Raw genomic sequence first — 12,691 nt, forward strand, 5'->3', positions numbered from 1 at the left:
TATGGAGATATAACAATTTATGGAGGCTAAATTTATTATGGAAAATGAAGTAAAAACGGATAGTGTAGTAAATGAACAGAAAAAGAAACCAAAGTCGGGACAAGTCGATAATTACTTTCAATATGTCTTAAATACATTAAAAGATCCTGACTCCATTCTTACCGAAGAAGCAAAGGGAAAACATCAATTTGGACTTATTACGATTATTGCATTTCTTGTTCTAATTTTTCTTAGTAATTTCTTGAGTTTTTTCGAATACTTGGATGTGGCAAGATATTTTGGATTTAGTGATTACTTTAACTACTTCCATCGTACTATATCTTATGCAATTGCTCTTGCCCTTTTAATTTTAGTGTACCAAAATGTCGCTAGTAAAAAGGGGCTTAAATATGATTGGAACTTTTTCTTTGAAAAATTAGGAGCCTGGTTGGTTTTACCAAGTATATTTTTGCTCCTATCCATACCATTCGATCTCTTAAATATTACCATTCACTCATGGATTAGTTCCTTAGCAACTATTTTCTTAAATATAGCTGTATTCATGATTTCATATCTTTATGTTGCTCGTCATGATATCAAAACAGCTGTACTTTTCCTAACTGGATTCTATGTTGTGTACCGATTAATTTTACTTATTCTGTAGGAAAAAATTACAAGGGCGTTGGCTACTTAGCCAACGCCCTTTATCACGATTACCGAGCTCTATATTTATAAGAGTCTTTTTGCTGTTTGCTAATTTTCTTCCATTTACTCTTTTCTTCTAATTTCGCCTTTTGATTCTGTTTTCGTTTTTCAAAGGCAATTTCTCGCTGAAGCTTCAAATAACTGGCATATCGTTCTTCTGAAAGTTCTCCCGTTCCCAAAGCCTCTTGAATACGGCAACCTGGCTCTGTTTTATGTGCGCAATCGGAGAAGCGACATTCTTTTTCTAAGACTTCAACATCCTGAAATGTCGTCTCCATTGCAGATTCCCCATCCCAAAGCTGAATCTCGCGCATACCAGGAGTATCAATTAACATCGCACCATTAGGCAGCATAAACATTTCTCTGTGTGTCGTAGTATGACGACCTTTACTATCATCTTCACGGATACCTTTGGTTTCTTGAACCTCATATCCGACGATAGCATTAATCAACGTAGACTTTCCAACACCGGAAGAACCTAATAAGGCACCTGTTTTTCCTGTTGTTAAATGGTTCATCAATTCCTCTATACCATCACCTGTTAGGCTGCTTATAGCAAGAATTGGTACTCCGATTGCCACTTCTTTAACAGAAGAAATAGCCTCTTCGATTTCATCTTCTGATGCCTGATCTTTCTTCGTTAATAACACGATAGGCATTGCACCACTATCATAAGCTAGCAAAATATAACGTTCTATTCTTCTTACATTCAAATCATGGTTCAGTGAATTTACTATAAAAGCGATATCAATATTTGCTGCCACAATCTGAGGGTCTGTTCGTTCACCGGCAGCTTGCCTAACAAATTGACTTGCTCTAGGTAAGACACGTTTGATTACTGCTTTTCTCTCTTCTGATAACTTTTGAACCTCTACCCAATCCCCAACTGCAGGAAAATCTAATGGACTTGTTGATTCATTTAAAAATCTCCCACTTAAATGGGCTTGATAGTCTAGTTCACCGTCAGAAGCTCGAAAGCTATTTTTCTGCACGGTAAGTATACGAGCCACGTTCTCTTGATCTACATTAAATTCATTTTTCCAACCTAGCGTTTCTAGATTATGCAATATAAAATTCCTCCTTGAAATAGACGGAGGATACGAGCATTACACCGACCGTTCCTCCAATTTAAAAGTTTTACTAAGATTTCGTTTAGGCATTTTCATTTCTCTCATAAAACATCACTCCTTTTAAAATGGATGAACCAAGTAATTTCTTTTTTAGTTTACTACATTATCTATAAAATAGTTACTATTATTTTAAAAATCTTATAATTTAAAATCCAACTACTTTATCTTACTTTCATAAGAGAAAACTATACTAGTATACAGCTGAGGCTATTACATGGTCCGTTCTGCTGAAAAAAAATAGAGATGCAAGGATGGTCTCCCTGCATCTCGTTCTTAATTATTTTACATGAAATTCAGCTGGATCTGCTCCGCTTCGAAAATCTTTATTTAAATCAGCAATTTTGTTCATATCAGCTTCACTTAACTCAAAATCAAACACATTAAAGTTTTCTTCAATTCGGGAAGGCGTTACAGACTTCGGAATCACGATATTATCATATTGTAGGTGCCAACGAAGAATAACTTGGGCTGGTGTTTTTCCATGTGCTTCCGCAATTCCCTTAATTACTTCATTTTCTAACACTTCTTTACCATTCATTAGTGGGCTCCAAGCCTCTACGAAGATATCATGCTCCTTACAGAAAGCCTTTAATTCTGCTTGCTGTAAATACGGATGGCATTCTACTTGGTTCAGAACTGGAACGACTTCACACTCATCTAAGAGACGTTGCAAGTGCTCAATATGGAAGTTACATACACCGATTGATTTCACTTTACCATCTTTGTATAACTTTTCTAATGCCTTATATGTTTCCACATATAAATCATCATTTGGCATTGGCCAGTGAATCAAATATAAATCCACATAATCAAGGCCTAATCTTTCTAGACTAGCTTCAAATGCTTTTATTGTACTATCATAGCCTTGATCGGAGTTCCACACTTTTGTTGTAATAAATAATTCCTCACGTGGAACACCTGCTTCAGCAATTGCTCGACCTACGCCTGCTTCATTTTGGTAGATCATTGCTGTATCAATAGAGCGATATCCGACTTTAATAGCTTCTTTTACAGCTTTTTCCGCTTCATCGTCTGATACCTTCCAAACCCCAAATCCGAGTTTCGGCATTTGTAAACCATTGTTTAATGTTACATAATCCATACTCATCGCTCCTTTATGTAGAAATATATACCATTTTAACATAACCAATTTTCCTAGAAAAATATCCTGATTTCAAAAAAGGATTTCATGAAATAATGTCGAATTTTTATTTAAAAGTGAAAAGATCTCATGGTAAGGTGACAATGGATGACGAACGAGAAAAAGAGAATAATCCTACAAGCAATCGAATATATGAATGATCATTTAGATGAGGAAATAACCTCAGAAAAATTAGCAAATCATGTCGGTTATAGCCCATTCCATTTCAGCAGAGTATTTAAAGAGGTTACAGGTGTTCCACCTCGTCATTATCTTTCTGCACTACGGATTGAAGCAGGAAAGGAAGCGCTAGTAAATCCTTCTGACTCCATCATCAAAGCTGTACTTGGTGCTGGATTTCGTAGTGCTGGATCTTTTAGCTCTAAGTTTAAACAATATGTTGGTTTATCACCAAAACAGTTTCAGAAAAATATAAAGCCACTCCATCGCTTCATGAACGAATACGACGTCTCAACTAATCTACTACCATTAGAAGCGTTAGAACCATCTGTTACATGTAGAATCATAGTACCACCTTCTTTTAACGGGCTTATCTTTATTGGACTTTTTTCTAAACCAATACCTGATCAAGCTCCCATTATCGGAACCGCCATAAACCATCAGCAGACAAGCTGTACATTCTCAAACGTCCCAAAGGGAAAATATTATGTCCTTGCTGTAGCGATAGCCAAAAGTTTAAATCCATTAAACTATTTCTTATTGTCCAATGCGTTAAGAGGGATTGCAGAAAAACCTGTCGATACAGAACATCATCGTACTTCCTTTACAGAGGTCACCTTAAGAGAAGCCCTTCCATATGATCCACCCATTTTAATTAATTTGCCTAAACTTCTCTTTGATACAACAAAAGCAAACCAGGAGAAAAATAAATGATTACTTCATGATAATGTTGTAGAAACACTTTTACTTTGTCATAGAAGACTGGTAATTAAATTGAAATTGTAGAATTTAAAGAGAAGGAGTAGATGTATAATGGAAACATTAGACTTACAATCAGAGATTAAAGCATTGGAAAAGGAAATTCATGAAAAAAAGATTAAATTAATGGAACTAAGAAAAACAGTTCCTCGACATGAAGTGAAAGACTATCAATTCCTTGATTCCTTAAACCGAAAAGTTAGCTTACTAGAATTATTTGGTGAGAAGGATGAACTGATTGTTATTCAAAACATGGGGAAATCATGCTCTTACTGTACCATGTGGGCAGATGGCTTTAATGGTATATACCATCATATAATCGATAAAGCAGCCTTTGTCGTAGCTACTCCTGATTCACCAGAGATTCAGAATGCTTATGCTGCAGAGCGTCAATGGCAATTTCCAATGGTGTCAACAAAGGATACGACCTTTAAGGAAGACTTAGGCTTTGTTAAAGATGGCTATCAATACCCAGGGGTTTCTACGTTCCAAAAGGATGAAGAAGGAAGAATCTATCATATTGCTGATGCACCGTTTGGACCTGGGGATGAGTTTTGCTCTGTATGGTATCTATTCGACCTACTTCCTTCTGGTCAAAAAGGGTATCATCCAAAAAGGAAAATTAATAAACGATCCAATTTTGATTTAACGAATAATATCGCCATCCAAGTAAATAGCCAACCAGAAGCCATAGCGTTTTATACAAATGTTTTGGGCATGGAAAAGGTCTACTCATCTAATTCCGAAACACAACTAACTTTTGGTGGATGGAATTTTTACCTGGAGGAGAATGAAGAAAATAAAGTCTTTTTCGAGTTAGCCGTTAAAGACTTCGAAAAAACGAAAGAACTTCTTGTATCAAATGGCTGTTCCATCACTAAAAATTATAATGAGAAAAGCCTATTGATGACCGATCCATATGGGTTACATTTTCACATTTTCGAACAAGTGTAATCTTTTTTAAAACTACTAGCGAGACTATAGGAGGATACCGATGACAAAACCTATTACGGAAGCAACTGTATTAGAATTACAAGAGGCAATGGAAAATGGCAGCTTAACAGCTAAAGAAATTACATTCGCTTTTTTAGAACAAATTGCTAAGTACAATCAAGATGGTCCTAAGTTAAACGCCATTATTGAGATAAACCCTGATGCCCTGTATATTGCAGAAGCACTTGATTTGGAGCGAAGGGAAAGAGGTAGCCGGGGCCTATTACACGGTATCCCTGTTTTAATTAAAGATAATATTGATACCGCAGACAACATGCACACAACTGCAGGTTCGATTGCTTTAGCTGACCATTTTGCAAAAGAGGACGCTTTTCTCGTGAAGCAATTAAGAAAAGCTGGGGCAATCATCCTGGGTAAAACGAATTTAACCGAATGGGCAAACTTCATGACGGTAGGGATGCCGAATGGATATAGTTCAAGAGGGGGACAGGTTTTAAATCCATATGGTCCAGGGGAATTTGATACAGGTGGCTCTAGTGCTGGTACTGGTGCTGCTATTGCGGCTAACTTTGCTCCATTAGGTATAGGAACTGAAACGAGTGGCTCCATTCTAAGCCCAGCAAGCAGTAATTCTATCGTTGGAATCAAACCGACAGTTGGATTAATTAGTCGGACAGGGATTATTCCAATATCCAGTTCTCAAGACACTGCGGGCCCAATGACAAGAACAGTCACAGATGCTGCATTACTACTTGGAGCATTAACAGCTTTCGATATAGAAGACCCAGCAACAGCAACCAATCCAAATCGCCTTCAAGATTATACCGCTTATTTAAATAAGGATGGATTAAAAGCTAAACGGATCGGTGTATCTCGAGCTTATCTGGAAGGACTGCCAGAGGAAGAACTCCGATTAGTGGAAAAGGCACTAGAAGATATACAGGCACTTGGCGCAACCGTTATTGACCAAGTAGACTTACCAACAAATTTCCCTCCTATAACGGTCATGCTTCACGAATTTAAAAACGGCCTGAACGCCTACTTGAAAAATGTTAATCCGAGTTTACCAGTGCATAATTTACTGGATATTATCCAATACAACCAAAAACATGCAGAGACTGCACTGAAATATGGTCAAAAGCTTTTACTTGAATCTGAGGAAAAAACCGGAAGATTAATCGAAACAGAATATATTAAAGATCGCTTAGAGGATCTTAGACTTTCACAAGCAGATGGCATTGATAAAGCGCTGACCGAACACGGCTTGGATGCATTAATATTCGCAAATGAAGATGGATCAGGAATTGCGGCCAAGGCAGGCTACCCATCCATCACCGTTCCATGCGGCTATACCGATGCCGGCAAGCCAGTTGGTATTACTTTTACAAGCAAAGCCTATACGGAGACAGAACTGATAGAACTTGCCTTTGCCTATGAGCAAGCAACGAATCATCGAAAATCACCACAGTTGAATTAAAATATGAAAAGCAATCCTATATTGGGTTGCTTTTATACTTGTCCCCAAAGAGTTACGTTATCTGGCTCAATCTTCTCCCCTCGTTTAGTTTTGTATTGGGAATAGAGAGGTTCCTCTTCTGTTACCTTTTTCTTTCCAGCAATACATTTGGGGTATAGAGAACACCCCTCTGTTACCTTTTCTCCTCGCTCAATCGAAATTGGGCACTGACACTCTTCCTCTGTTACCTTTTTCTCCTCGCTCAACCGAAAATGAGCACTGACTGCTCCTCTCTGTTACCTTTTTACCATTCTCTAATGGTAAAAAAATAAGACTACTATCCATTCTAAGTAGTCTCACATCTATTCTTCATTCCATACAATTTCTCCACATTCTTCTTCATGGTCAATTTTTACGTCAAAATTATGCTTTTCATAGAAATGCTGTAATCTGTCGACATGGTCAAAATCTCGCTTCACTAAATCACCAGTTATATACTGTACATTTTCTTTCTTCGCCATTTCTTTTAAGTGATCCATTAGCACTGATCCATATCCTTTGTTTTCCTCGCCTTTAATAGCAGCAATATGAATCGTACTGTCATCCTTTATTTCCGCTTGAAGTGCAGAGTTCCAACTTCCCCGGTAAGGACGCTTACAGCTGTGTAGCATAAGTTGCCATGTATCCTGTTCGCGGTCAGCATAAACAACTACCCATTCATCCTGTGGTGTTTGGTCTATGCTAATTACTTCTGCCTTTTTAGCAATTTCTTTTATATTATGTTGCATGCGAAATAACTGTAATTCCAAATTATCTAGTTCTTCCTGCAGTTCTTCCTTATCTTTTTCTTCTTGTAAAAATGCAGATTTCATTATCCATCTCCACCTCCTGTTTTGTCATAACATGTAAAGAACACACAGTCTGCTATTTTACTAGAAAAGCTAATCGAATTCAACACGCGAAAAATTGTCGAATATTTTCTAATAATACTTTAGAATTAGAAAATACAACCGATATAATGATATAAGAAAAGGGCGCACAGTTTTTACATACATAAATCGAGTGGAGTAGTAGGAGAAGAAATCAGTCTTAACAAATTAGTCTTTGGATTCCATAGGCTAGATATCAATACGATATAATTTCTTCTTTATATTGGAACATATCTATAATTGGGGGATATATATGAAAAAAAATAAAAAGATAAAACTACCAAAAATAAAAAAAGAGAAAAAACAACATAAGCCAAAAACTAATAAGAAAACTCTTTTTAACTTCCAAAACGTTAACATTAGTCGTAAGTATTTATTAGTATTTTTAACTACAGTGGTTCTTTTCTTATTCTCAAGTGCATTAATATACCTACAACTCCAAAAGAGTTCTGCCGATGTGGAAGCAATCGACGAGTATAGTGCTCGTGTCAATGATATGGCAGACTTATCCGCATTGATTCAAGTGAAGGATGTTCAAATTGCGGATTATTTGCTTTCTGGTAGAAGCCGATTTGCTGACGCCTTTAAAGAATATGAAGCTCAGTTTGAAGAGTTAAAAGCAAAAATTGAACCTTCCTTAGTTACAACTGAACAAAAAGAATTATTCCAACAAATCTCCGATAACGATAAGAAAATAAATGAAATGTTCTACGGGGATATTACAGACGCTATAAATAATAATCAAGAATACATGGCGATGTCGATTAGAACACGTTCATCCGAGCTTCGTTCCGAAACGGTAGAACTTGTCGAACAACTAATGGAAACTGTCATCGCTGACCAACAAGAAGTGGTAACAAGTTCTAAAGGTGGAATTAAAGCTAGTACCAACACCTTAATCATAGCAAACATAATAGCAATTATTCTTGGTGTTGTTCTGTTAGTACTAGTAAGTAAACGAATCGCTACCAACTTACAAAAAGTGGTTGACCTGACAACAGAAGTAGCAAATGGTAACCTACAAGCTAAATCAGTTGATTATAAAGGAAAAGATGAAATTGGACAGCTTGCTACTGCCGTTAACCAAATGAAGGATAATATTCAAGGGATACTTTATAAAGTTGCATCAGCTGCCAATACTCTTTCGACTAGAAGTGAAGAATTATCCCAATCAGCGGATGAAGTGAAAGAAGGTAATGAACAAATTGCTTCCACGATGGAAGAGTTATCTTCTGGATCTGAGAATCAAGCAAATAGCGCATCAAACCTTGCTGAACAGATGAATGATTTCGTTCAAAAGGTACGAGTATCAGAACAGAACGGTCAGCAAATTTCCGGTACATCTCAAGATGTTCTTGTCTTAACGAACGAAGGACAAGAATTAATGAAGTCATCTGTTGTTCAAATGAAGCAAATTGATTCCATTGTATCTGAAGCAGTAGAAAAGGTTAGAGGTCTTGATCAGCAATCAACAGCCATTTCAAAACTAGTATCGGTAATTAAAGATATTGCTGATCAAACAAACCTTCTTTCCCTTAACGCAGCAATTGAGGCTGCAAGAGCTGGAGAACATGGTAAAGGTTTTGCCGTTGTTGCAGAAGAAGTTAGAAAGCTGTCAGAGCAGGTTGCTAGTTCCGTAGGGGAAATTACTACTATCGTAAGCAAAATCCAAAGTGAAACAGCACATGTTGTTACCTCATTAAACAGTGGCTATACCGAGGTAAAAGAAGGTACTGCTCAAATTGAAGAAACAGGAAATAACTTTACAACGATTCATAACTCGGTGACAGATATGGTTAACAAAATCACGGATATCTCGGCAAACCTACGAGAAATTGCTAATAATAGTAGTGATATGAATAATTTAATTGAGGAAATCGCGGCAGTATCGGAGGAATCTGCAGCCGGTGTGGAACAAGCAGCAGCATCTGCACAACAAACATCAACTTCCATGGAGGAAGTTTCCCATAGCGCAGAAGAATTAGAAAAAATTGCTGAACAATTAAATAATGAACTAAAAGTGTTTAAACTATAAAAGGAAAAGCTACTTTCCAATAAAGAGAAAGTAGCTTTTCCTTTTATCCTTCATACAAATAACAATCCACTGTATGATCATGAACCATGCCTGTTGCTTGCATATAGGCATAACAAATTGTAGGTCCAACAAACTTAAATCCTCTACGCTTTAAATCCTTACTCATCGCTTGAGACTCCCTCGTCTCCGCAGGTACTTGGTTCGAGCTCTCCCATCTGTTTTTCAATGGTTCTCCTCCAACGAAGCTCCAAATATAAGAATCAAAGCTACCGAATTCCTTCTGTATAGCAAGAAAAGCCTTAGCATTTGAAATGACGGAACGGATCTTCCCTTCATGTCGAATAATCCCTTCATTTTCTCGTAATGACTGGATTTTTGCTTCATCATAAGCAGCAATAACCGTTGGATTAAATTGATCAAATGCCTGTCGGTAATTCTCCCGTCTGCGTAGAATCGTAATCCAACTTAGACCAGCCTGTGCCCCTTCTAACGTAAGCATTTCAAATAGCTTTTGATCATCATGTACAGGTCTTCCCCATTCATAATCGTGATAATCGCGATATAATTCATCGTTCTCGGGTGCCCATGCACATCGCCTTTTACTCATCTGTTTCATCCTTTGTTTCAATATTATGTTCCTCATAAGAAATCCAATCACTATAACTACCAGGATAAAGCTTTACATGTTTAAAACCCGCCATTTTAAGCGCCATAATATTTGGAGTCGCTGACACCCCTGAGCCACAGGAAACGATAATTTCTTTATTCTTATCTAACTTAGCGAATTGCTTTTCTAACGATTGCCTATTCTTCCAGTTACCATTTTCATCTAAAACATCCATCCAAAAATAATTCTTCGCACCTGGAATATGTCCGGCCTTTTGATATAATGGTTCTGTTTTTCCTAGATAGCGGTCCTCACTTCTAGAATCGATAAGGACAGCCTGTTTATTATCTTTTATCCCTCTTACAAAGGCTATATCTACTACCTGATCTGGTCGAACATTAGGAATAAATATTTTCTGTTTCTTTACAGGGATATCAGCAGTGACAGGTTGTCCAGCTTGAACCCAAGCTTCAAATCCTCCATCCAATACATAAACATCTTGATGACCAAGGTAATGTAAGAGCCACCAAAATCGCGGTGCAAACATATCATTTCCTTTATCATACACTACGACAGTCGTATCTTGATCAATACCATTCTTTCCTAATTTATCTGCTAGTGTGGTTATATCAGGAAGTGGATGGTTCCCACCATGTTCACCGGCCTCACTAGAAAGGTCCCGTTCTAAATCAAAATATACGGCCCCTGGTACATGTGACTCCTCATAAGCCTTTCTTCCTGCTGTTGGATCCCCTAATTGAAAACGTGCATCGACCAAAACTATATCCTCAAGATTAGCTGTTAATTTATGTATTAGTTCTTCCACTTTCATAATATAGGTCATGAATTGTCCTCCTTATTATTCTCCATACTATATCATTCGCCACAATCTTATTATTTTCCTTTCTAGTACAACTTTTTAAATTTCCTAATTATTTCGAGTTACGGTATAATTATTTCATATTTAATCTACTATTCACAATAAGGAGAGACTGAGAATGAAGGAAGATATCATTAAACGATTTACTACATATGTAAAGATTGATACACAATCCAATGAAGATAGTGAAACAACACCATCCACACCAGGACAATTAGAATTAGCCAACTTACTTGTTAACGAGCTAAACGAAATCGGAATGCAGGAAGTGACCATTGATGAGAATGGTTATGTATTCGCAACACTTCCTTCGAACACGGATAAGGAAGTACCAACTATAGGCTTCCTTGCCCATTTGGATACAGCAACTGATTTTACTGGTAAACATGTTAATCCACAACTCATTGAAAACTTTGACGGCAATGACATTGTACTGAACAGCGAACGAAATGTTGTGTTATCCGAAAAAGAATTCCCTGAACTACCTAGCTATAAAGGACATACACTAATCACAACAGATGGTACAACCTTACTAGGTGCTGATAACAAAGCAGGTATCGCTGAAATTATGACAGCAATGGACTATCTGATCAAGCATCCAGAAATTAAACATGGCAAAATCCGTGTTGCCTTCACACCGGACGAAGAAATTGGTCGTGGCCCTCATAAATTTGATGTCCAAGCCTTTAACGCTGACTTTGCCTATACAATCGATGGTGGACCACTTGGTGAGCTTCAATATGAAAGCTTTAACGCTGCTGCCGCAAAAGTGACCTTCAAGGGAAACAGTGTACATCCTGGGACAGCAAAGAATAAAATGATCAACGCTGGTAAAATGGCAGCGGAATTTGTAAGTAAGTTTCCGGAACAAGAATCACCAGAGCAAACGGAAGGGTACGAAGGCTTCTATCATTTAATCTCCATTACTGGTGACGTTGAAAAAACACGTGTTTATTACATCATTCGTGACTTTGACCGCGACAGCTTTGAAAATAAAAAAGCAACCATGACGAAATTCGTAGAAGAAATGAAAGCAAAATACGGGGAAGATAATGTTGTACTTGATATGAAGGATCAATATTACAACATGCGTGAAAAGATTGAGCCTGTTATGGAAATTGTCGACGTAGCAAAACAAGCTATGAGAAATTTGGATATTGAGCCTGTCATCGAACCAGTACGTGGTGGAACAGATGGTTCCCAACTGTCCTACATGGGATTACCAACACCAAACATTTTCACTGGTGGCGAGAACTTCCATGGAAAATTCGAATATATTTCTGTAGATAACATGGAAAAAGCTACGAATGTAATTGTAGAAATTTGTAGACTATTTGAATCCAAATAACTTGTATTTATACCAAAAGCAGCTATCAAGAAGTAGATTTTCTCTTGATAGCTGCTTCTTTTGCATTACTCGAAGCTCTAGGAATCCTAGCCTAGGAGATGAGGCTGGGACAAAACGAAAACAAAGGTAATAAAAAACGAACAATCACCACATTAGCCCCGGAAATATACGGAGACTCCTGTGGGAGGAAAGGCATCGGTGAGACCCCAGGGGAGCATTAGCTCTGAGGAGGCTCACCAGCAACCCGACGGTAAAGAAGACACTGCGAGGTCTTTTCGAGCAGCTGTCGCACTTATACTGTGATAAAGTGTAAAGAAGACACTGCGAGGTCTTTTCGAGCAGATGTCGCACTTATGCTGTGATAAAGTGTAAAGAAGACACTGCGAGGTTCTCTCGAGCAGATGTCGCATTGTACTGGAAGCAACGCAAGTATATTTCCGGGGCTGGTCTGATGCTAACTTTCATGTTTGGTTTATCCTATGTTAGAAATAGTTTTGTCCCAGCCTTGTATATTAAGTACTAGAGGTTCGCTACCTCTAGTGCTTTTTTAGTATAGTCATTTATACTAAAAGCAACGCTGTGGATTAG

Annotated in this window: 12 protein-coding genes; 6 read left to right on the forward strand and 6 right to left on the reverse strand. The window is 37.6% G+C overall.

The annotated features are described in order from the left end of the window. Positions 1–19: 19 nt before the first annotated feature. Positions 20–643, forward strand: coding sequence for a hypothetical protein (locus ACSKT4_RS17235; protein WP_186869609.1), 624 nt, complete (start codon positions 20–22; stop codon positions 641–643). Positions 644–692: 49 nt separating this feature from the next. Here the strand turns inward: ACSKT4_RS17235 and rsgA are convergent, their stop codons facing one another. After that, the gene (gene rsgA, locus ACSKT4_RS17240) at positions 693–1,751 is read right to left on the reverse strand and encodes a ribosome small subunit-dependent GTPase A (RefSeq protein ID WP_186869608.1); all 1,059 of its coding nucleotides are present in this window, start codon (positions 1,749–1,751) and stop codon (positions 693–695) included. A gap of 340 nt (positions 1,752–2,091) precedes the next feature. After that, positions 2,092–2,916, reverse strand: coding sequence for an aldo/keto reductase (locus tag ACSKT4_RS17245; protein WP_186869607.1), 825 nt, complete (start codon positions 2,914–2,916; stop codon positions 2,092–2,094). 147 nt (positions 2,917–3,063) lie between these two features. On the opposite strand from ACSKT4_RS17245, the gene ACSKT4_RS17250 reads away from it, so the two are divergent. The 3 genes from ACSKT4_RS17250 to ACSKT4_RS17260 all read left to right on the forward strand — a co-directional run bounded on the left by ACSKT4_RS17250 (position 3,064) and on the right by ACSKT4_RS17260 (position 6,325). Then, positions 3,064–3,849 (forward strand): helix-turn-helix domain-containing protein, encoded by a 786-nt coding sequence (locus ACSKT4_RS17250; protein ID WP_186869606.1) that lies wholly within the window; start codon positions 3,064–3,066, stop codon positions 3,847–3,849. Between the two features lie 99 nt (positions 3,850–3,948). Next, entirely contained in the window at positions 3,949–4,848 is a 900-nt protein-coding gene (locus ACSKT4_RS17255) for a DUF899 family protein (protein WP_186869605.1), read from the forward strand. A gap of 40 nt (positions 4,849–4,888) precedes the next feature. Further along, entirely contained in the window at positions 4,889–6,325 is a 1,437-nt protein-coding gene (locus ACSKT4_RS17260; RefSeq protein ID WP_186869604.1) for an amidase, read from the forward strand. A 32-nt stretch (positions 6,326–6,357) separates the two neighbouring features. On the opposite strand, the gene ACSKT4_RS17265 is transcribed toward ACSKT4_RS17260, so the two are convergent. Both ACSKT4_RS17265 and ACSKT4_RS17270 read right to left on the reverse strand, forming a co-directional pair. After that, positions 6,358–6,570 carry a hypothetical protein gene (locus tag ACSKT4_RS17265; protein ID WP_186869603.1) on the reverse strand — a complete coding sequence of 71 codons (213 nt, stop codon included), beginning with the start codon at positions 6,568–6,570 and terminating at the stop codon, positions 6,358–6,360. A 96-nt stretch (positions 6,571–6,666) separates the two neighbouring features. Beyond that, on the reverse strand, positions 6,667–7,176 hold the full coding sequence (locus ACSKT4_RS17270; RefSeq protein WP_186869602.1) for a GNAT family N-acetyltransferase: 510 nt from the start codon (positions 7,174–7,176) through the stop codon (positions 6,667–6,669). A 310-nt stretch (positions 7,177–7,486) separates the two neighbouring features. Here ACSKT4_RS17270 and ACSKT4_RS17275 point away from each other — a divergent pair, with 310 nt between their 5' ends. Next, positions 7,487–9,268 (forward strand): methyl-accepting chemotaxis protein, encoded by a 1,782-nt coding sequence (locus tag ACSKT4_RS17275; protein ID WP_186869601.1) that lies wholly within the window; start codon positions 7,487–7,489, stop codon positions 9,266–9,268. A 43-nt stretch (positions 9,269–9,311) separates the two neighbouring features. Here the strand turns inward: ACSKT4_RS17275 and ACSKT4_RS17280 are convergent, their stop codons facing one another. Both ACSKT4_RS17280 and ACSKT4_RS17285 read right to left on the reverse strand, forming a co-directional pair. Continuing rightward, positions 9,312–9,884 (reverse strand): DNA-3-methyladenine glycosylase I, encoded by a 573-nt coding sequence (locus ACSKT4_RS17280; RefSeq protein WP_186869708.1) that lies wholly within the window; start codon positions 9,882–9,884, stop codon positions 9,312–9,314. Continuing rightward, positions 9,868–10,719 (reverse strand): sulfurtransferase, encoded by an 852-nt coding sequence (locus ACSKT4_RS17285; RefSeq protein ID WP_186869600.1) that lies wholly within the window; start codon positions 10,717–10,719, stop codon positions 9,868–9,870. The genes ACSKT4_RS17280 and ACSKT4_RS17285 overlap by 17 nt, the downstream gene beginning before the upstream one ends. A gap of 154 nt (positions 10,720–10,873) precedes the next feature. On the opposite strand from ACSKT4_RS17285, the gene pepT reads away from it, so the two are divergent. Further along, positions 10,874–12,103: a peptidase T gene (gene pepT, locus ACSKT4_RS17290; RefSeq protein WP_186869599.1), complete on the forward strand. Its 1,230-nt coding sequence runs from the start codon at positions 10,874–10,876 to the stop codon at positions 12,101–12,103. The last annotated feature ends 588 nt before the right edge of the window (positions 12,104–12,691 follow it).

It is taken from the genome of Ornithinibacillus liuyingii (assembly GCF_055550225.1).